Raw genomic sequence first — 21,960 nt, 5'->3', positions numbered from 1 at the left:
GTTGCACCATGCTGAATTTTTTTCAAAAAAAAACCTTCAACTACGGTTGAAGGCTTGCCTGCATAAGGTTATGTTGCTATTTGGTTTTCGTTTTCTGCACTGAAATCATTGCGATTCCGATGCTTTATTCAACTCCTTGAATTGGTATCGTAAAAATATTTCGTGCGAACCTCCAGTATAGTTTGCCAAGTTGGAGGTGGTAAGATCATACGCGTATCCTGCATTTAGGTTTGGCGTAATTTGAAGCCCAAGCAGGGTTGAAAAGGAATCGTCCCATCTATAGGCCACCCCAAATGTGAAAGTCTCCCTGAGCACTGCATTCACCGAAACATCGGCAATGATTGGTGCACCAGGAACCCATTTTACAAAAAAGCTGGGCCGTAGTACAATTTCTGGTGTAAGATCAAGGAACTTCCCTCCAATAAAGTAGTAGTGCAAGCGTTCCGCGGCTATCTCTTGTTCCTCTCCATCATAATGTTTCTGTGAAAAGAAATTGGGTATCGCAAAACCCAAATAACTATCCTTGGCCTGATAATATAGTCCCGCCCCAATAGTAGGGAAAAATTTGCTCTTTACATTATTTTGAAAGGCCACATCAGGATTCTGGGTAAGTCCTTTGGAGAAATCCACATCAAACAATCGGCCTCCCAATTTCATTCCAAATGACAGTTTTCGGTTGGTACTATCCAATTGAATGGTGTACGATACATTACCGTCCACAAATATTTCAGAAGAAGGCCCGAGGGCATCGTGGGCCAAAATCCCTCCCACACCAAGCTTGTTTTCCAACGGAGTGTCCACGGCCAAAACCTGCGTATTGGGCGCTCCGTTTACCCCAAGCCATTGGGAACGGTGCATCAACAGAGCGGTAAGATACCCTTGAGAGCCCGCATAAGCAGGATTCACACTCATGGTGTTGTACATATATTGGGTGAACTGTGGGTCTTGCTGTGCAGAAACCATGCAGCATCCCAAGAGTAAAACCATCAGATAGGTATGCCCCATTCGTTTTTTCATTCGCGATATGTTTTTAACGCAGTTCATCCCCTTTCTATCGATTTATATACAGCCAATCTGTTCTGGGTTCGGAACCATCCCCCAAATCCAACACATAATAATAGGTGCCAACCGGCAATTGGTCTTCTTTTTGCACAACGGCACGCCCATTGGGTGTTCCGTCCCAATCATTGTTGTATCCACGTTTTTGGTAAATCACGGTTCCCCATCGGTTATACACCTGAAGTTCATTTCCAGGGTATCTGGAAATACAATCAATGGTAAAGAAGTCGTTGACCCCGTCCCCATTGGGTGAAAATTCATTATACACCACCAAGCAAGTGGGCTGTACAAAAGCTTCAGCCGAATCGTTGTCAGAATTAGTATCCAACTGATCTACGAAAGCCAAGCTTGCTGTGTTCAAATAATCTTCAAAATCCAAAACAGCAACGGTTACATCGAGTTGAGCTGTTTCAGAAACCTGTAGCGTGTCCAGTTCCCAAAAACCTTCACTAGCATCATATTGTCCCACAGTAGCCGAAGACGAAATCAACCTGTACCCATTTGGCAATTGTTCTTCGATACCGATATTTGTTGCGGGAACATCTCCTTGGTTGGTCACCGTAATAGAGAAAACAACCTCATCACCAATATTGGGCTCCATTCTATCCACTATTTTTGTAATGGCCAAATCCGTGGTTTGCGGTATCACAAAGGCACTGGCCTCATCGTCATCTTCAATGCCATCTGACAAGTCGTCTGTTGCTGTACCTTCAATGGGATTACTATCCGGGTCTGTAAAATTACTTGCCGTTATCTCGGCCACATTAAGATATTCATCAGCCTGTCCCGTAGGGATATTTACCACGGCCAAAAGTTCCAGGGTTTCTGCATTCTGATTGAAAATAGTTCGGTTAACATTCCACAATCCAGTATTTGGGTTATACACCCCAGCGGTGGCTGTATGCGATTGATAGGTATAGCCTTCTGGCAATACATCGGTGACCACTACACCAGTGGCGTCGGTAGGTCCATCATTGGCAACACTTATGGTGAATCTGACGACATCACCTACATTTGGCGAGACATTATCCACAATTTTGGTCAACGACAAATCTGCCAAACCAAAGGGAACTGGAACAACAGTAGCTTGGTCATCTTCTGAAGACACATTATTGTTGGGTGTGGAATCAGGATCATAGGTGTCCAATGCGATCAATTCGGCCGTATTCCGGTAGTCCCCATTGGGAAGTACCACGGCTGTAATTTGAAGCGTTTCGGATGCACCGCTATTTAGGCTCGATACATCCCATGAACCTACAAGTTCATCGTAGGTTCCTGCTGAAGGCGTGGCAGTTGTAAAGCTGTATCCCGTAGCCAACAAATCTTCCACAACCAAACTTGTGGCGTTATTAGGCCCAGCATTGTTGAGGGTTATCGTAAACACAATCTGATCTCCAGCAGCCGGACTTAGATTGTCCGCTGTGTTGGTGACTGAAATATCCGTGACGTGCCTTGGTGTGGTGGCTTGTTCATCTTGGTCATCCTCGGTTGGATCATTGTTGCCCGGTGAGGAATCGGGGTCGGGTATCACGGAATTCACCAACTCGGCCCTGTTCAGGTAATCTCCTGAAGCATTCACCTGAACCACCATGTTCAAAACAGCATTGCTTCCAGCAGTTAAGTTGCCTACGTTCCAAAGTCCCGAATTAACATCATAAAACCCTCCCGAGTCATCAGAAACATAGGCGTAACCCGAGGGCAATACATCCTCAACCATCAATGCAAAGGCATCGCTTGGACCTTCATTGGTCAAGGTTAGGGTGAACGTTACATTATCGGAAACATCTGGGAATTCATTATCTACCGTTTTACTGAGGGTTATATCCGCAGCGGGGATAGGAATGGTTCCGGCACTATCTTGATCATTCTCAAATACATTGTTGTTATTGGGGATTGAATTGGGATCATCATTGCTGGATGCAACCACTTCGGTAACATTAAAGTAGTCCCCAGTTGGATTTACGGTGGCCACAATGTTCAAGGTCTCAGTTACCCCATCTGGTATAACATTGTTCAACTCCCATATTCCGGTAGTAGGATTATACGTCCCGGCTGTCCTGCTATTGGATACATAGGTATATCCTGAGGGCAACAAGTCCATGACCTGAACCCCGGTGACGTTGCTGGGCCCAAGGTTGGTAAGATTGATGCTAAAAATGACAACCTCCCCCACAAAAGGGCTCAAATTGTCCACAGATTTTCGCAAAAGTAGGTCCGATATAGGAAGTGGGACCGGTGTTACAGTTTGTTGATCATCTTCTGTTTCACTATTGTTTCCGGGAGTTGAGTCGGTATCAGTTTCTGTCAATCCCGTAAGTTCTGCAGTATTGGCATAATTTCCACTGGACAATATATCGGCCGTTATGGTCAGCGTTTCCGAAGCACCGCTGGCCAAACTTCCAATGGTCCAAGACCCATTAACACTGTTGTAGGTGCCTGTGGTGGTATTGGCGCTGACCAAGCGATAGCCTGAAGCTAATACATCTGTAACCACAAGGTTGGTAGCGTCACTTGGCCCATCATTATTTATGGTAACGGTAAAAATTGCCTGATCGCCCACATTTGGAATTAAATCATCCACGGTCTTGGTCACCGAAATGTCAACTACTGGATCGGGAATGACCACCACTTCATCCTGATCGTCTTCCCCCGAAACATTGTTGTTTGGGGTTGAATCGGAGTCAAACTGGTCATGGCCTGTAATCTCAGCTATGTTGGTATAGTCACCTGAAGGATTCACGTTGGCGAGGATGCTGAGACTTGTTGTGCTTCCATTGGCCAAGGTTCCCACATCCCAAATACCGCTTACCTCATCATAATCCCCACCTCCATTATCAGAAACATACGTAAATCCAGATGGCAACACATCCGTGACCTCTACCGAGGTTGCATCACTGGGACCGGCATTGGAAACCGTTAGCGTGAACATGACGTTATCACTCACTAGCGGTGGAGCCTTGTCGATTACCTTGGTCAACGAAAGGTCGACAACATCAACAGGGGTAACCGACACATCGCCTTGGTCATCTTCGGAAGAGACCCCATTGCCCGGTGTAGAGTCCAAATCGTAGGCATCGGACTGCCATACTTGGGACGTATTGGTGTGATTTCCCGTATCATTTACAGTAACATTGATTGTAAGCGTCTCCGAAGCCCCGTTGGCCAGAGTACCAATATCCCAAAATGCAGTTCCCGCATTATAGGTTCCGGCAGTGGCGGTGTAGGATACAAAACTGTAGCCGGATTGTAATTGGTCTACCACCCGAACATTGGTGGCATTATCTGGTCCATCGTTGGTTACAAATATTTCAAAACTTATTTCCTCACCTACATAAGGATTGGTATTTCCTCCCACTATGGTTTTGGTAAGGGACAAATCGGCTTGTTGGGGTGCTACGGTTATTGCATCTTCATCATCTTCACTTTGGTCCCCATCATCATTATTAGGGGTACTGTCATAATCAAATTGGCCACTAGCGGTCACTTCAGCAATATGGGTAAACTCACCAAGAGTGCCCGTTGGTGTCAAAATTGTTGCTTCAAAAGTGAGAACGGTTGTATTGGTTCCCAATGGGACTGAAAGTCCGGTCCAGGTAACCTTATCGGTAACAAAGCTGAACGTACCTCCATTATTGATTGCTGTTATACTTCCAAAACCAGAAGGAACCAAGTCTTCAACGGAAACCCCAGTTGCATCAATATCTCCCAAATTGCTTAGATTGATGGTAAAGGTGACCACATCACCCACATCCGGCGAAGTATTACTAGCCAATATCTCCAACTCCAAGTCTACTCCCACGATAGTAACTTCAACAGTGTCTGATGCGGTGGTGCATGATCCGCCAGAAACGGTCCATCTAAATTCATACGTTCCGGGAACTGTCCCTTGTACTTCAGTCACGGGGTCCGTAGCATCCACAAAATTTACCACGGATGGACCCAAAACCTGTGTCCATACACCCGAATTGGGCGCTGGGGGCGTTGCATTCAAAAAAACAGGAGTCAGGTGTGCTACGGTAATATCAGAACCGGCATCCACGGGACATTGAGCATTCCCAACTTGCACTAAGGTCAGCGCAAACAAAAAAGCCAAAATAAAATTGGTTTTGTACTGGCTTGGTTGGGGTTTGTTCATAGTTTAGAGGATGAGGCTATACTTACGGAGTAAGACTAACCCAAACATATCAACAACAAGGGACAAAAAGGAAGTTATGTTGTATTACACCGATCATTTGTTGTGAAACATCGGATAAACGATGGAAAACAGGGGCTATTTTTAACATTTTAAAAGGAAATATAAAAAACTATTGACCACACAATAAGCCACGCCCCCAAACAACAAAAAGAACTGGCGGCATAACCACCAGCTCTTTTCTTGCCAAATAAACACAGTCACAACAATGTTTCCCACCGAACGTCAAGGAACAATTATGCAGACCTGCTTTCTGGGCTTAACCACTACTTAACTAACACTAATTCAAGCTTTTTTAAAAATTTAGGCAAGTAATATGATGCCTAAAACTACCAGCAAAAAGAGCCGGATTATTTCAACTATTTTCATTTTATAAAATTTGGGTTATTCTACCTGTAGCACTACGCTATCCGAGATTTGCAGATTTTCTTCGGATATGGCAAAAATGGTAACCTCTCCCTTTTTAATACCTGTTACCATGCCCGATTTATCAGCTACTGCGACATTGGGATTACCCGTACCCCAGAATACATTGAGGTTATTAATATCAGCTGGAGTGACCACTGTGTTCAACTGAACCGTTCCTCCGATGTTCAATTTACTTTCTTCCGTAAATATTTCCACTTCTTGAACAGCTATTCCCTGTATTGCTTTGTTATCATCCTTGGAGCATCCCAAAAACACAAGCAAGAACACTAGACATAGCTCCGACAAGGTTATTCTTTTCAATTGCAATTTACTTCCCATCTTCAAATATTTTTTTGTGATTTAATTCTTGATTCTTTGAGTTCTTGGAAGGGTTGATGACTATTCCACCAACCCTTCTTAACCAAAAACTACAGTCAAAGTCAACTGGGCCTTACACAGCGTAAAACCAAACCAACAAAGCAGTGTAAGGGACCCCAGTATTTTTTAAGGTATTTATGAAAAGCTCTTTTCGTCATGATAAGCTGCATCTATACCCCTGATTTCAACATCAGCCGCTACCCTAGTGCCACGGGTCAACAGTTTGGTGATTTTATATATGACGAAGGTCCCTACCAAGGAAAAGAGTATGGTAACCAACACCGCTACGAGCTGCACCATCACTTGCTGGGGATTCCCATAAAAAAGTCCTGCCTCCCCATTAATTTCTGGATTTGCAAAAAGTCCAGTGGCAATGGAGCCCCAAATACCCACCAATCCATGAATTCCAAAAGCATCCAGGGTATCATCATAATTGAAGGCTTTCTTTAAGTACACTACACCAACAAATCCCAGCATTCCCGATACCAAACCAATGATCAAAGCGCCATCCACACCAACATAACCTGCAGCTGGCGTTATACCCACTAGTCCAGATATGGCTCCCGAGGCAAGGCCCAAAATGGTAGGTTTCTGTTTTCTTTTCCATTCAAAAGCCATCCAAGCCAATGCACCTGCACAGGCTGCTATATTGGTCACCAAAAAGGCATTGGCCGCTATACCATCAGCAGCTAATTGGCTTCCTGCGTTGAACCCAAACCAACCAAACCAAAGCAAGGCAGAGCCCAACACGGTCAATTTGGTGGAGGATGGGTCAATCTCCACATGTTCCTTACGTTTTCCCAAAATGAGGGCCAAAACCAGACCTGCCACACCTGCATTCACATGAATGACCGTGCCTCCAGCAAAATCTAGCTCTCCCAAATAGCTCAAAAGGCCATCGCCCCAAATCATCCGTACCAAAGGAGCGTAAACAAATAGTACCCACAGTGTTGAGAAAATTATCCAACTATTAAATTTTAATCGCCCTATCACTGATCCCGAAATAATAGCCACAGCAATTGCAGCAAACACCCCCTGAAAGGCCACAAAAGCCAATTCAGGAATGGAGCCCATAAGTTGTGAGGGGGCTATGTTTTTTAAAAAAAGGGCTTCGATTGAACCAAAAATCGGGTGCCCCTCTGGGCCAAAGGCAATGCTATACCCTACAGCTACCCAAGCCAGTGTAGCCACACAAAAGGCAACATAACTCATTCCAACGGTATTGATTACGTTCTTCTTGTTGGAAAGTCCCCCATAAAAAAGGGCCAGTCCTGCGGGTGTCATTAGCATTACAAGTGCCGTGGCTATTAATACCCATGCTGTATCTCCAGTATCCATATCTGTTTTTTTTAATTGTTAGCTACCGCTGCCAGTACATTAGCCTTACCATTTCTTTTGATTTTTATGGCTTGCTCCAGCATGGCTTTTATTTCCTTATTCTTAAATCTTGTAGCGTCATTCAAGGGGGTGTTGCCCCATCGATCTTTTGGAGAAAGATGCACTCCATTTCCAATGAGATGTTTGACTACCTCTACTTGATTTTCACATGCAGCCAAATGCAGTGGGGTACGTCCATCATAATCAGCAGTATTGGGACTAACCCCTTCCGCTTGCAAACGATAAATCTCATCCATGTCGCCAAAACTTGCCGCTCGAATTAGTTCCATCACTTTGGAAGCCATGAGCTCATTTTGTTTTCTTCTTGGATTGATTTTCTTGCAATGACCGGTTAAGGAGTCGTATTGGTGAAAACTGAAGCGTTCCACAAGACGTTTACAGAATTCCACTCCTCTTACGGTATTTCCTACTTGGTCCAGTCTCGGTGACCAAATGCTGATGCCCATTAAATTGGGAATGACCAACATCAAAGCTCCAGAAACCCCACTTTTGGCGGGAAGACCAATCTTAAAAGCGAACTCCCCCGAGAAATCGTACATGCCGCAACTCAACATTAACGACAGGCAGTTTTGCACCGTTGATGATTTAAAAATTCCTTTCCCTGTCAATGGATTGGTCCCTGCATTGGCCAAGGTCGCTGCTGCCACCGATAAATCATTTGTGCAGGATTCTATAGAGCAGCATTGAAAATAAAATTCCAAGGTCTCGGTGAGGTTTGTCTTTTCGGGAAAGGCATTCTTTTCCCGCATGAAATACGCAAGTGCAAAGTTTCTGTCCGCCGTTTGGCGTTCCGACAGGTAGACAGCGTTGTTGAAGCTTACAGGTTTATCCCCACACAAGGCTTGCCATGTTTTGCTGACTTTATCAAAACGATCCGCTGTATTATTTTCCCTATCGATGAGAGAGCAACTCATCATGGCCCCTGCATTGATCATAGGGTTGTGTGGAAGCCCCTTTGAGTTCAACGCCAATTCATTAAAGGATTGTCCGCTGGGTTCCCTACCAACATGGCAATGTACTTTGTACTCCCCAAGTTCTTCCAAGGCCAAGCAATAATTAATGGGCTTGCAAGAGGATTGCAAGCAAAAATTGACTTTGGAATCGCCAAAGGAAAACCGCTGCCCATCCACCGTACAAATGGAAACCGCAAAATGATCGGGATTTACCCTAGCCAGTTGTGGAATATAATCTGCTACTTTCCCATCCGTGTTTTTAAGGGTTTCCTGAAAAATGTCTTCCACTTCCTTACAGAAAAATTCAAAGTCGGGAATCACCAAGTTTTCTGTCAGTGATTTTTTTATCAGTGCATTTTGCTTCAGGATTTCATTGAACTCCGATGAGCTTATGGTTGGACTTTTTCGCTTCTCTTGTTCCTTTACTCTAAAAATATTGAGCAACTCTTGAATTCTTGGGTCATCAGATAAGATTCCGGTGCGAGCCAATTTGTCCAGAAATTTATCAGACTCAATGGATTTCTTCTTTCCATGATCCAATATGCGAAAAAGGGAGTCTGCCGCATGATTATCAATCTGCGTTGTACTAATCATAACAAGTTGATTTTAATGTTCTTAGGAAAAAGAGAGGGCCACCTTTTATGGCCCTTCATTAGCGAATTCTATATGATAGTATACAAAACTTAAGGGATGCGATGTTCACATTAAATAGTGATACTATCAAAAGTTGAAGAGCGGTCTAACTATGGGTCTATACCTTCTCTTGGCGCTCCATCCATACCCAAGGGCAGGCTGCTGTTTCTGTTTAAATGCATTACGCTTTTCCGGTCTCATGTGTTCGTTTTTTGATGATTTTTTGATTGATAAATAAACTCCTTACCTCGTATAATCCTCGAAGTAATTGTCCCTTTCCGGGCGCACATTTTTGGCCATGGGTCCTTGAAGACTTTTGCGTTCCACAAAAACTATAGGCTGCAATTCGCATTCATCTTTCCAAGGTTTTCTGTTCTTGGCCAAAGGCCCCGTAAGTTTTTCGTGCTTTTTGATCATAATGGGCGTGCTGGGCTTTGGGTCTTTCCAAGGCTTACGGTTCTTGGCCAAAGGCCCTGTTTCTTGAATGTGCTGCGCATGCATACATCCTATGGTAAAAAGCGCAAATGCAATTGTTGTAAAAATTTGTTTTTTCATGACATTTGTTATTTCTGATTTTTAGCGAGGCAAAGATATGTTGAGAGAAACCCTTGGAATTAGAACAAATCCGCCGAATTAGATAACTTTTCCGACAAGATGCCAGCACAAACCCGTCAGACTATAACATTTCCGACATTTTAGGCCTTAAATGCCTTGTTTTCAATTACAAACAAATTTTGAAGATTTAGGTAAATCACTATCTGGGAAGACCAAAAAAGGATAAAATGCATCAAATAGTCCGTTGTAGAAATCTAAAAGAATGAATATGAAAAATATGGCCTAAGCGTACTCCTGAAGAAAAGTGGATGGGCTTTTTCCAAATTCCTTTTTAAAGGATTTGGAAAAATAGGAAGGATTGGAAAATCCGGTTTGATAGGCAATTTCCGCCACATTGTGCCTGTTTTCCAGCATCAACTCTTTTGCCCGGTGCAACCGGACCGATGAAATTAGTTGGATTGGGGATTTATTGGTTACCGCTTTGAGCTTTCGTTGCAATTGACGTTCACTCACTCCTATTTCCCTGCACAGCATTTCCACCCCGAACAATTCATCACTCAGATGGGATTCTATAATCTCCAGAACATTTTCCAAAAAAGAATCATTCACGGGAAGTTGATGTTGGTGAAAGCCATCCAGATACCCATCAGATATCAAATCATCGGTAACAGCAAAGAGCATGTGTGGTTCTCCCGATCTTGGTTCCAGGATAGTTTTGTTCTGTTTGAAGTTCAGCCCGGCCCCAGACAACAGATATTTCACCGTTTGGGTAATCAATATTTGATTTGGCTTAGCCTGTTCCAGAATTGACTCCACAAAGCGTTCGGTCTCCGCACTTACAAAGTGGGCTTCATCAACAGCCCCCTCTTTAATATGAATCCCCACAGACATTTGGGCATTCATGCTTTTTACGGTATCAAACAGGTTCATATAACAATGAACTGCTTTGCTGGGTCCCTCAAAAGTGGCAAAGAAGGTTCTCCCATCGCACTGAATCACCTTTCCACGATATTGGGCAACAAATTGGGCTATAAGTTCTTGTTGCTCTGGTTTGGCCCGTTCCTCAGCAAAAATTCGGGCAGCGGCTATGGTAAAGAGTTGTTGGTCATATACGCCTTTAGGCTTTAGGTTCAATATGAAATTTCTGATTTCTTTGAGCACCTCTTCCGTATTACCCACCCAAAACAAATGGTCGTCACCTTGCAGCTCAACAAATTTAGCTCCTGATATGCGCTCTGCTATGAACTTCCCTTCCTCAATCTTCACATCAACATCATTGGTTCGCTGAAGAATCAGTGACGGAACTTTAATGGAACCCAAAATATTGATGATATCCACCTCTGTATTCATTTTGGTAAGCACCAAAGCAGCGCTTGGACTAGCCCCTGAACGAAAGTAGTTGGCCAGCCAATCCATGAAATCTTTGTCGTTTGCCTTTGATGGGGCCAATGTCTCCAAGTTCATTTCCCCACTGCCCCAACAATTCTCGATCATATCATACACCCTTTGGCGTTCTTCGTTGGTAGGTGCCCAAGGATAGTTTTGAGCATACTTTCGCTTGGCAAATATTCCAAAGGTGATCAACGAAATAATGCGGTTGGGATAGGTTGCGGCAAACAGCGCAGACACGGAACCTCCCTCGGAATGTCCGAACAAAATAGCCTTTTCAGAGCCAACAGCGTCCATCACGGCCCTAATATCGTCCATCCGTTCCTCCAAAGTGGAAAGTTCCACTATACGATCGGAAAGACCTGTTCCTCTTTTATCGAACAAAATAACTCGGGCTATTTTTCCCAATTCCTGTAAAAAATCCACTAGTTCTGGACAAGCCCACATCAAATCAATATTGGAAACCCATCCGGGAATGTAAACCATGTCTACAGTACCTGAACCAAAAACTTGGTACGCAATATTGATGCGCCCACTTTTGGTATATTGTGTAACTGGTTTCATGCGAGGTTGAGGTTGCTATTTCTTGTTGTTTACCTTCCCCAGAAGGGTATGCTGCAGATTCTTTTGCCGGAAACAAAAGTAATGCTACAGCTATTTTACGATCAAATCCAGCCCATTGGACTATCTCCCAGGCGATTCTTGTTCCACAAAAATAGAAACTGCTTTGAATCAATGGGCATACAACGTTAAGATTAACAATTGTTTGGGCTATACCCAACAAAAAACAACCCCCAAACCATGTGGTCGGGGGTTAATTAAAGTTAGGTTGGTACTAGTTTGAGCTAGTTTACATTATGCCTCGCAACTGGCACATTCCTTCTTTTGCTTGAATTTTTGGGCCGCATTCATACTGTGTTGATAGTACAGCGATTTTAACCCCAATTTCCAAGCTGTTACGTGTATTTTGTTGATTTCCTTGGTAGGCATGTCCGGATGAACAATAATATTCACCGATTGCCCTTGGTCAATATGGTTCTGTCTGTTGGCCGCTTGGTATACAATATCCAATTGGTCCAACTCCGAATAGGTTTTGAAGACGGATTTCTCTTCCTCGGTTAAGAAGTCCAGATGTTGAACAGATCCATCCATATCGCGAATGCTTTTCCAAACCTCTGGGTTATTTTGACCTTTTTCTTCCAGCAAATCCATCAAATACGGATTCTTGATGGTCACTTTGATCTTAGCAATATCTTTAACATAACAATTGGACCAAATCGGTTCAATTCCTTGGGATACCTGACCTAAAATAAAAGCTGAGGAAGTGGTTGGTGCAATGGCATTTAGGGTTGCATTGCGTCTTCCATAGCCCTTTAAAACTTCAGGCTCTCCAAAGCGTTCCGCCAGTTCTGCAGAAGCTTTGTAGGAGCGTTCCTTGATTCCTTTGAATATTTCACTGTTCAGGTTATAGGCTTCTTGGCTATCAAAGGCCAATCTTTTGGATTGCAACAGGGAATGCCATCCCAAAGCACCCAATCCCAAAGCTCTGTTCTCCTTGGCAAAATTATAAGCTCGTTCCATAAACAGGAAGGTCTGTCTGTCATCACGATCGGATGAATCCCGATAGGCTTCCAGTTTTTCCACAAACTCCGTGATCACGGCATCCAAGAAATAGACCATGGTCTCCACCGCATCGGTATTTTTCCATTTATCGTAATGCAACACATTGATACTGGACAATACGCATACAAAGGACCAATTATCATTGGAGGGCAACATGATTTCGGTACAAAGGTTACTGGCGTGAATGCGGTGTTCTTTGTCCTTATACACATCGGCGGCTCCATTATTGGCATTGTCGGAAAAGAACACATACGGATAGCCCATTTCTCCCCTACGTTGCAACACCTTGGCCCAAATAGTTCTTTTGTCCGTATCACCATCAATCATTTCCTGCATCCATTGATTGGTAACGGTAACGCCATGGGTCAGTTGTTGAATGGGGTTCCCTTCGGTTCCGATTTCCAAAAATTCCATAATGTCCTTATGGTCTATGGGCAAGTACGGCGAAAAGCGACCACGACGAACGGAACCTTGGCTCACCACATCTACCATGGACTCAAACAACTGCATAATGTGTACCGCTCCAGAAGCCTGCCCGTTATTTTTTACAGGGGCTCCCCTGTGCCTAATTTTTCCAAAATAGCCCGAAGTACCTCCCCCCAGCTTGGACATCATGCCCACTTCGGATTGGGTGTACAGGATATTCCCCATATCATCATCAATATGGGAGCCGAAACAGCTGATGGGCAACCCACGTTTTTTCCCAAAGTTGGACCAAACCGGTGATGCCAAAGAGAAAAAACCCTCCGACATATAGTTATAAAACTTATCGGAATACCCTGGAATCTGCAAAATCTGTTCAGCCCGGTCTGCTATCTCCCGAATCCGCCCTTCTGGGGTAACGCCATCGGTCAAATAGCCCGAGGCCAAGAATTGACGGCTGTATTCATTGAGCCATTCAAATCCTGAGCTTTCTTCTTTTTCCTTGAGTTGTGCCAAGGCACTTTTTCGTGCATTTACAAGTTCTTGGCTTTTGTTTTCTTGTTTTACGTCTTCAATTTGGGGGGATTGGGCTTTGTTCTCCATAATTTAAAAAAGGTCGTCGCTGGTTATACTTTGTGTTCTTTTGCTATAGTTGATGGATCGTTTTACAAAAAAGTCGCCATGTTTGGTTCCGATAATTTCATCATCAAACCACTCGGTTTGCTCCAATAGTTTTTGGTCCACCTCAAACACTTTGGCAATGCCTATGCTCTCCAAAGAGTTATTGAAACGGTTCTTAATGAATTCGTTTACCACAGTTTTCGGCAAGAAATCCAATTCGCCCTCCTCAAAAATCCAGTCCACAATTTTGCTCTCGGCCTCAAACGCATTTTCACATATTTCCTGAATCATGGCTTTGTAGTCATCGTCAAACCACTCTGGATGTTCTTTTTTGATGATATTGATGACATCTATTCCAAAATCGCCGTGAATCTGTTCTTCTTTTGAGGTGGCTTCCACCACATTGGAAATCCCCTTAAGCACATTTTTGTGCTTGTTGAAGGCCATAATGATCAAAAATTGGGAAAAGAGGGACACGTGCTCTATAAAAAGAGAAAAGAGCAAAATAGATTCCGCATATTCCTTGTTGTTCTCGCTTTTGGCATTTTTAAGGGCCGTTTCCAAATACTGCACCCGCTTCATGATCACAGGTTTTTTCTTAAGGTTCTCAAACTCTTGGTTCAATCCCAAAATTTCAAGCAAGTGCGAATACGCATCATGGTGGCGTACCTCACTTTCGGCAAAAGTGGCTCCCACCGAACCAATTTCAGGTTTGGGCATACGGTGGTAGATATCGCCCCAAAACGTTTTTACCGCCACCTCAATTTGGGAGATGGCCAACATGGTGTTTTTAATGGCACTTCTTTCCGCATCCGAAAGTCCAGATTTAAAATCCTGAATGTCGCTGGTGAAATTAAATTCGGTGTGAATCCAATAGGAATGGCGAATGGCGGGCACATATTCATACAGCTGCGGGTACTCGTAAGGCTTTAGGTTGATACGCTTTTCAAAAATATCCGTCTCACGCATTTGCGCCCTTTTGTTCCTGTAAATAATGTAGGCTTTGGCCACGTCGTGGAACTCACTGTTCATCAGCACATTCTCAACAACGTCCTGAACTTCCTCTACCGTGGGAACATAGTGTTCATCTTGTTCTTTTCGTTCCAATAATGCTTTTTCAACATTATTGGCAATGTTCTGGGCATCTTCCATTTGACCATGGTCCACGGCTGTCATGGCTTTTAGGATTGCGTTGGTGATTTTGTGCAAGTCGAAGGGCTGTGTACTAAAATCCCTTTTAGTAATGTGAGAAATGTGCATGAGAAAAAGTGTTTGGATTTGTCCTATGTGAACTGAATGTAAAATTCATGTTTTCTTTACTTTGATTTTACATGACCTCTTTTTGGTTCTCAACAGTTTTATCAACATTGGAATTTTTGAGGTTGAAAAAATCATCGGAACAAACGTAAAATCTAGGCTCCGGAAAAAATCTGACAAGTGTCATCAAGCCAAAACATTTATCCACAGGGTTATCAACACAGCCATTTCAAAAGACTGCGCATTCACAAATAAGTATTTGTTTTTCAATGATTTAAGAAGTGTGCCTTTTCAGGTTTAGGCTAGTAAGAAAAGAAGATATGATTTTAAGGCACCAATACTTGAAGCGCTTTTTCTTCAATTTTGACGACCACTTCGGCGTCATCAAGATTGTGGAGTTCCCCATCAGCTTGCATGAGATGATGCGCATAGGAATCCTCAAAAGCCAGCTTGAGTTCCTTCACTTTGAAATATTGGATTTTCTTCAGATACTGATTCAATCGCAGTAGAATAAAAAGTCCCACAAGCAACATTTCGCCCTTGCTCAAAGTATCAATAATGACCACATCCAACAAGCCATCTTGTAAAGATGCCATTCGCGTAAGGGAGATGTCATAACCCATCACTTTGGAATTGGAAACAAAAAACATAAAGGGATTTGTATTAAAACTTTTGCCGTTCATTTCAACCTTGATGCGTTCATTACTATTGAAATCCTTCATCGATTTGAACACCGCTTTCAGGTAGGCCCAAAATCTTCGCTGCTGGGAAGCATTGTAGTTGGAGATGACCTTTGCATCAAAACCAATCCCCATATTGCTGAAAAAAGGTTTCCCATTGACCATGGCCACATCTATTCGGTTGGTTTCCCCTTGCTTTATGGTTTCCAGTGCCTTTTTTAGATTTCGGGGAATTTTGAGGCTCTCGGCCAGCCCATTTCCCGAGCCCATGGGCACAATTCCCAACTGTACTTTAGAATGCACCAGACAGGTAGCCACCTCATTGATGGTCCCATCTCCTCCGCAGGCCACAATAATCTGAGCTCCTTGTAGCATGGAAGCTTTTGCCAGTTCTGTGGCATGTCCGGGATAGTTGGAAACTTTAATACACACATCAAAGTATTCTGGCTCAAAATAATGAGATAACAAGGCTTCGTCGATGGTACAGTCGCCTTTTCCAGCAATGGGGTTTACAATAAAATGGACGCTTTTCACAGGTTTGCTTTTAAATCAAGTCCGCCATTATTGTACAGGTGATCGGCGAGTTGATAATACGAAATGGTCTCTGTTAAAAATGAAGTGTCCATCGGCTCCTTCGTCAAACTATTATCCTTTTGATCCCAGTTATATTGATTGGCAGTCTTGCCATCGCCCAACACCATTAATTCGTGGTCTTTTAATAAGCCCAGTTTCCTGTAATTGCCTACAAAAGCTCTTTGGTCATCGGGTTGCATACTGAATACATCTCGCCCAAAAAAATTGTTATTATAGTTCCAGCCCAATAATGAAAAGAGGGTGGGCATTACATCAATCTGGGAACACTGTTGGGTAACCTTATAACCTTTGCCTCCATTAAGATTTACAATTAGGGCTGGAATGTGGTAGTTATGCACATCCAATTCCCACCTTCCAGCACTGCTGGCGCAGTGATCTGCCATAATCACAAAAACAGAATTGTTGTACCACGGTTTGGTCCTGGCCTGTTTCAAAAATTGCCCAATGGCGAAATCGGTGTACTTTACGGCTCCACTCCGTCCCGAACCTGAAGGAATATCAATTTTATCCGCTGGGTAGGTATAGGGTTTATGGTTAGACGTGGTCATGATAAAATCAAAAAAGGGCTTGCCCTGCATTGCAGATTTGTCCGCTTCCTTTAAAACTTTATTAAAAATATCCTCATCACAAACGCCCCAAGCATTTTCAAAAGTGACCTCATCATCTTCGATGTTTTTACGCGAGGTGACTATTTCACCAGATGGTAAGAATCCACGCCCTCGATCCACAATATCAAACCCATTACCGCTGAAGAATTTGTCCATATTGTCAAAATACCCATCGCCGCCATAAAAGAAAGTTCTATCGTATCCCTTTTCTTTAAAAATCTCACCAATGGTGAACAGGTTTTGATTATGCTTGCGCTTAACAATGCTCCTACCCGGAGTTGGGGGAACACTCAAGGTAATGGCTTCCATACCTCGCACAGTACGGGTACCGGTGGCATACAAGTTGGAGAAATAGGTCTCCGCCTGGGCGATAGAGTCCAAATTTGGGGTCAGTTGGTTTTCATTTCCGAAGATGCCTAAGTAGTCGGCACTTAAACTTTCAACACAAATCAAGATGATATTCGGCTTTTTTTCAACACCTCCCTTTACGGCCCGAAGAATATCGTCTTGGGGATGAAGTAGACTGTCCAAAGGGCCACTAATCTCCTCTTGCACCTTATCAAGGGCTTCCTTTTCTGAAATGGTTTTGTAAAAATCGGTATAGCTGAGTTCATTGTTCCGAAACGCTGCGAAGAAGGAATAAATTCCCGCTTTGGACAGTTCATTATTGTATCTGTTTTCTGAGATTTCAGCGGAATCGTTTTCAATGGAAGCGGTATAAAACGACATTACCAAAATGGCCGCCAAAAAAGGAACCAACTTCACTTGAAATCCATCATTTGCCGAAAATGCTTTTTTGAAAAACCCCTTACGTGCGAAAAGCCAAACCGTAGCCAAGACTAAAATGACCATGCCACCAATCAAGAGTGGCAAGGGATAGGATTCGTTGATATTCTTCACTACTTCGTAGGTGTAGATAAGATAATCCACCGCTATGAAATTGAACCGCCTTTGAAATTCGTCCCAAAAGGTGATTTCCGCAAAAAAGGAAAAGTAGATACTCAGTAGCCCTGAGGATAATCCAAAGTAAACCAAAACCTTATCCGCCACTGAACCATAAAACCGTTTGGGAAAGAGCAAAAAATACAGGGATGCCACCACATAGAAAAAGGAGACCGTTCCCAAATCAAAGAACAATCCCACAAAAAATATCTTCAATAACCCAAGTAGCGAATGGTCCACTTCTGAGAAATCCATGGCCAAAAATGACAGCCGCATCAAAAACGAAAGTGCCAAAAATAGAAGTGCAAAGGCATTGATCAGGGCGTAACGCGAAGGAAATAATTTTAACTTCATGGGTATTCCAATTAATTCAATATATAAATGAGCTTTGTTTTTAAAAGCTTACTCTCTAATTCATTTCAAATTTGAATCCCAGACCAAAATAGTTGGCCTTTAGGCCAGTGGTCCGGTGATAGTTGTTATACTTTACATCAATGCTCTTTAAGCCAAATCCCAAAGTCTTGAACTGGGTGAAAATGTCCGTGTAAGTGACTCCAAACCCAACCTGATGGGCGTCGTATGCTGAAAGATCATAGTCCGAAGTGTAATATTGATTGGTTGACAAATGCTCATCAAACGGCGCGAAATAGTCTATCTGGGTCTGGGTGTAATAGCGATAGGATGGATAAAGAGTAAATTTCTGGGCAATCTTCACCGGAAGCTCCACACTTGCAGTATGGGACCTCAACCCCCAGTCATCAAAATAGTAGCGATAATAGGTGCGTACGGTCAGAATTTCATTGATGTACTGGTTCAAACGGATGCCCACCGGTATCTTGAAACGGTTGTCGGGCAGGCGTTCCATATCATCGGCCAACATGAACACATCCCTGTTCTGTGCAGAGGTGTAAAAGGGAATACTGGCGGGATTTCCAATAAAATAGTTGGGTACGTCCGCAAAATAGACCCTTTGCATGGGATTGGAAAGCCATCCCTGTTGTTGCACCAAATCGGCGAAGATTGAAATTTGAGTGTTCTTGCCCAATATCTGCGACAAAGAAACCGATAGTGCAAAACTGTTCCTTTTCTTATCAGAAATCAAACTGAAACCATCCACAGGTCGCCATGTATTTGCACTCTGTTTATCGGTAAGAACCCCATTCCTATTCCAAATATCCACCTCAGAGAAGAATCCGGCGTTCAGATTCCCATCCACTTCCAGATAGCTATCCAACTCAGTAGGATATCTGGGATTCCACTGGTCCAAGAACACACTTCCCTTGACACTTAGTTCCGTATTTTTTTCATTGAAAAGTCGCGTATAGCCCCCACCAAAACCAATGGAGGTGTAGTCATACTCCGTGGCAAAAGACACATTGGCGCTCACAATCTGGTCACGATCGTCCGAACTGTGAGAATATCCAATGTTAACACTTCCCCAGGTATCTTGGCGGGATGCGCCTGAAGAGGCCACCCAAGGACTTCCAATGGCCCCGGTATAGCTTCCTCCATTGTTATCATCATCCTCTTCGTCGTCGTCATCTCCGCCACCGCCTCCACTACCACTGGAAGCTCCACTTAACCCCCCTGAACCGGTCACATCAAACGGGTTTAAATTGCTGGAAGAAGCAGAGGTGTACGTAGAGATGCCCACATCCACACTCAACACATCGTCATCATTTAATGGAACGCTTACCACAATGGATGGTGCTACATCGGTAAGCTTTTCGTTACCGATACCTCCAGTGACGGAAGCATTGTTTCCGGTCTGTTCGTAATAGCTGGAAAGGATATCCACTTCGGTGGTTTCCAAGACCCGTTTTTTATAGGAATTGACATTCTCCTGCTGGGCCGCCCCAAAAATGGGGATGCATAAAAGTATCAACCAAAATCTGTTCATATTCCTGCTAATTACAACCACAACCCCCACCAGTTTTTCCACCGTTTCCACCAGAAGCGCCTTCGCGGTACACCTGATAACTCGTCTCGAATTTTGCCAGTTTTTTATCAGCCAAAACCATGTCTGGGTCATTGATGTTGACTTTTTCATACTCATGGAGCACTGCACAGGACGACAGGCTTGACAAACAATAGAGGGCAATTAAAATCTTCTTCATAATTGGATTTATCTACTTTGGGTTTCCACCGCTTTAAGGGCAATATTTTTGGAGGTGATGATTTGATTATTGTCGTCCACCAGTATGCACTCCACCCCCTTTAATTGATTCACGAAGTCCAAGCCGGTATTCACTCCCATCACAAAAATTGAAGTGGCCAGCGCATCGGCCAATTCCGCATTTGCGGTAAAAATGGTCGCGCTGCGTACCCCTTTGCTGGGATGCCCTGTTCTTGGGTCGATGATATGGGTATAGCGTTCTCCGTTTAGGATGATGAACTTTTCATAATTACCCGATGTTACCACTGCTTGGTCCTTTACCGGCAACCAAGAGAACACCTTCTCCTTGTTGAGCGGGTTCACGATGGCTACCATCCAATCCTTACCGTCGGGCTGGGTGCCCCAAGCATTGAGATCACCAGAAGCATTAATGATTCCGGAAGTGACACCATTCTTCAGCAATAAGGCCTTGGCCCTATCCGCGGCATATCCTTTTCCAATGGCACCAAACCCGATTTTCATGCCTTCTTTCTTCAGGAATACGGTACCCTTTTCTTGATCCAACACAATGTTTTGGTAGCCCACTTTGGCTACCGACTGTCTTATGGCTTCTTCGGATGGCATTTCCATAACAGAACCGTCAAATTTCCAGATGCGGTCCATGGAAGCATAGCTGATATCAAAGGCCCCCTGGGTCAATTTTGAAATTTTGATGGCCCTTTCAATCAGATTGAGAAGTTCGCGGTCCACTTTCACCGGAGCCACCCCAGCATTTTGATTGATTTTGGACGTCTGCGAATTGGCATCCCAAGAAGAAATTAAGCGTTCAATGCGTGAAATTTCAGCAATGGCCATGTCCAAATAAGCATCACCTTGGGTTTGATTTTCGGCAACCACGGTCAAATCAAACCGGCTGCCCATCAATTTCAGGGTCCGCTGAAAGACTTGAAGTTGACCGGCAGTATCTGTTTCTTGGGAATACCCAGAAATCACAAAAAGGAAAAGGGCGGTATTCAATAAGAATTGATTTATCCTGGGCATCTTCAGATTATTAGAATGCGTTCAACTTGTTGAAATAGGCTTTTGGGGTAGTTTTTTCATAGGCGGTCTCGCCCAACACCTTTCCCGATGCATCCAACACCACCACAAAAGGGAAGTATCCATTAGGATTATATTTAGAGGCCAACATTTTGTTGTGCTCCTCTTGCGCTTCGGGCAATCTGTTTTTTTGTTTTCTGGGGAAATCGGCCTTGAGCATCACAAAATGGTCCTTGGCCAGATTTTGGAATTCTGCGGTACTCCAAACCTCACGATCTAGCTTAATGCAAGGCGCACACCAGTCAGACCCTTGAAAGACCAAAACAATATGGTTATCCTTCTTTTGGGCCAAGTCCTTGGCCTTTTCAAAATTGGTTTGCCACTCTTGGGCGGTGAGGTTCTGTATGAGTAAAAAACAGCCCATAAAGAAGGCTGTCAACCATTTTTTACAATGCATAGTTCAGATGTTACAATTCTTTTTCATTACTAAGACAGGCAAAAAACCATACACCCTATTTTTTCTAATTATTTTTGTTTGAAAAGCAGTTTCGCCCTAATCAGCACATGACAGAGGAAGAACCATCCATTTGCGCGCAAAAAATCTACGACCGAATATTCCGCACACATTATGAGGCGGTGACGCGATATGTCTATTATAAATGTGGGGACCTGCAACAGGCGGAGGACATTGTACAGAATGTTTTTGTGAAGCTTTGGAAATTGTGTGCCACCGTTTCTTTTTCCAAAGTGAAGGCATACCTCTACCGTGCGGCCAACAATGCATTTCTCAATGAAAAAGAGCATGAGAAAATTGTCTTGAAGCATTTGAGAAAGGTGAATCCTTCCGTGGATTATGAAAGTCCTGAATATTTAATGGAGATGGAGGAATTCCATGAAAAATTGAAATCCGCCATTGCCTCCTTGCCACCAAAAGAACGGGAAGTGTATTTATTGAGCCGAATAGAAAAGAAAACCTATTCTGAAATTGCCGAAATAACTGGGGTCGGTGTAAAGGCCATAGAACGAAGAATGAGCAAAGCTTTGCTTCAACTCCGTGAGGTTTTGGGAAAAGATTTAAAATTTTAATAGGGTG

16 protein-coding genes are annotated in these 21,960 nt (G+C 43.5%); 1 reads left to right on the top strand and 15 read right to left on the bottom strand.

The window, feature by feature from the left end; all coding sequences use genetic code 11:
* Positions 1-105: 105 nt before the first annotated feature.
* The 15 genes from FG28_RS08705 to FG28_RS08635 form a co-directional block, all read right to left on the bottom strand.
* A complete protein-coding gene (locus tag FG28_RS08705) occupies positions 106-1,017 on the bottom strand; it encodes a type IX secretion system membrane protein PorP/SprF (protein ID WP_036381994.1) in 912 nt (303 codons plus the stop codon).
* A gap of 34 nt (positions 1,018-1,051) precedes the next feature.
* On the bottom strand, positions 1,052-5,194 hold the full coding sequence (locus FG28_RS08700) for a gliding motility-associated C-terminal domain-containing protein (protein ID WP_051947236.1): 4,143 nt from the start codon (positions 5,192-5,194) through the stop codon (positions 1,052-1,054).
* Positions 5,195-5,635: 441 nt separating this feature from the next.
* Positions 5,636-5,998: an Ig-like domain-containing protein gene (locus FG28_RS08695; protein ID WP_036381992.1), complete on the bottom strand. Its 363-nt coding sequence runs from the start codon at positions 5,996-5,998 to the stop codon at positions 5,636-5,638.
* 174 nt (positions 5,999-6,172) lie between these two features.
* The gene (locus FG28_RS08690) at positions 6,173-7,375 is read right to left on the bottom strand and encodes an ammonium transporter (protein ID WP_036381990.1); all 1,203 of its coding nucleotides are present in this window, start codon (positions 7,373-7,375) and stop codon (positions 6,173-6,175) included.
* Positions 7,376-7,386: 11 nt separating this feature from the next.
* Entirely contained in the window at positions 7,387-8,982 is a 1,596-nt protein-coding gene (gene glsA / locus FG28_RS08685) for a glutaminase A (RefSeq protein ID WP_051947235.1), read from the bottom strand.
* A 282-nt stretch (positions 8,983-9,264) separates the two neighbouring features.
* Positions 9,265-9,576: a hypothetical protein gene (locus FG28_RS08680; RefSeq protein ID WP_036381987.1), complete on the bottom strand. Its 312-nt coding sequence runs from the start codon at positions 9,574-9,576 to the stop codon at positions 9,265-9,267.
* Positions 9,577-9,858: 282 nt separating this feature from the next.
* Positions 9,859-11,529 (bottom strand): alpha/beta fold hydrolase, encoded by a 1,671-nt coding sequence (locus FG28_RS20085; RefSeq protein ID WP_081894288.1) that lies wholly within the window; start codon positions 11,527-11,529, stop codon positions 9,859-9,861.
* A gap of 291 nt (positions 11,530-11,820) precedes the next feature.
* The gene (locus tag FG28_RS08670) at positions 11,821-13,614 is read right to left on the bottom strand and encodes a ribonucleoside-diphosphate reductase subunit alpha (protein ID WP_051947233.1); all 1,794 of its coding nucleotides are present in this window, start codon (positions 13,612-13,614) and stop codon (positions 11,821-11,823) included.
* Positions 13,615-13,617: 3 nt separating this feature from the next.
* Positions 13,618-14,892, bottom strand: coding sequence for a ribonucleotide-diphosphate reductase subunit beta (locus FG28_RS08665; protein ID WP_036381985.1), 1,275 nt, complete (start codon positions 14,890-14,892; stop codon positions 13,618-13,620).
* Between the two features lie 323 nt (positions 14,893-15,215).
* Positions 15,216-16,103, bottom strand: coding sequence for a diacylglycerol kinase family protein (locus FG28_RS08655; protein ID WP_036381979.1), 888 nt, complete (start codon positions 16,101-16,103; stop codon positions 15,216-15,218).
* Positions 16,100-18,067 (bottom strand): LTA synthase family protein, encoded by a 1,968-nt coding sequence (locus FG28_RS08650; RefSeq protein ID WP_036381976.1) that lies wholly within the window; start codon positions 18,065-18,067, stop codon positions 16,100-16,102. The genes FG28_RS08655 and FG28_RS08650 overlap by 4 nt, the downstream gene beginning before the upstream one ends.
* A gap of 55 nt (positions 18,068-18,122) precedes the next feature.
* A complete protein-coding gene (locus FG28_RS08645) occupies positions 18,123-19,613 on the bottom strand; it encodes a DUF3570 domain-containing protein (RefSeq protein ID WP_036386347.1) in 1,491 nt (496 codons plus the stop codon).
* A gap of 7 nt (positions 19,614-19,620) precedes the next feature.
* Complete coding sequence (locus tag FG28_RS20450; protein ID WP_081894286.1) at positions 19,621-19,830, bottom strand: DUF4266 domain-containing protein; 210 nt, start codon at positions 19,828-19,830, stop codon at positions 19,621-19,623.
* Positions 19,831-19,838: 8 nt separating this feature from the next.
* A complete protein-coding gene (locus FG28_RS08640) occupies positions 19,839-20,870 on the bottom strand; it encodes an FAD:protein FMN transferase (RefSeq protein WP_036381973.1) in 1,032 nt (343 codons plus the stop codon).
* Between the two features lie 10 nt (positions 20,871-20,880).
* Complete coding sequence (locus FG28_RS08635; RefSeq protein ID WP_081894284.1) at positions 20,881-21,324, bottom strand: thioredoxin family protein; 444 nt, start codon at positions 21,322-21,324, stop codon at positions 20,881-20,883.
* A gap of 107 nt (positions 21,325-21,431) precedes the next feature.
* On the opposite strand from FG28_RS08635, the gene FG28_RS08630 reads away from it, so the two are divergent.
* Positions 21,432-21,953, top strand: a complete 522-nt coding sequence (locus tag FG28_RS08630) for an RNA polymerase sigma factor (RefSeq protein ID WP_036381970.1) — start codon at positions 21,432-21,434, stop codon at positions 21,951-21,953.
* Positions 21,954-21,960: the final 7 nt, after the last annotated feature.

The organism is Muricauda sp. MAR_2010_75, assembly GCF_000745185.1.
Taxonomy (GTDB): Bacteria; Bacteroidota; Bacteroidia; order Flavobacteriales; family Flavobacteriaceae; genus Flagellimonas.
Note: the sequence above shows the minus strand (reverse complement) of the source record. Positions and strands in the feature narration are given on the sequence as shown.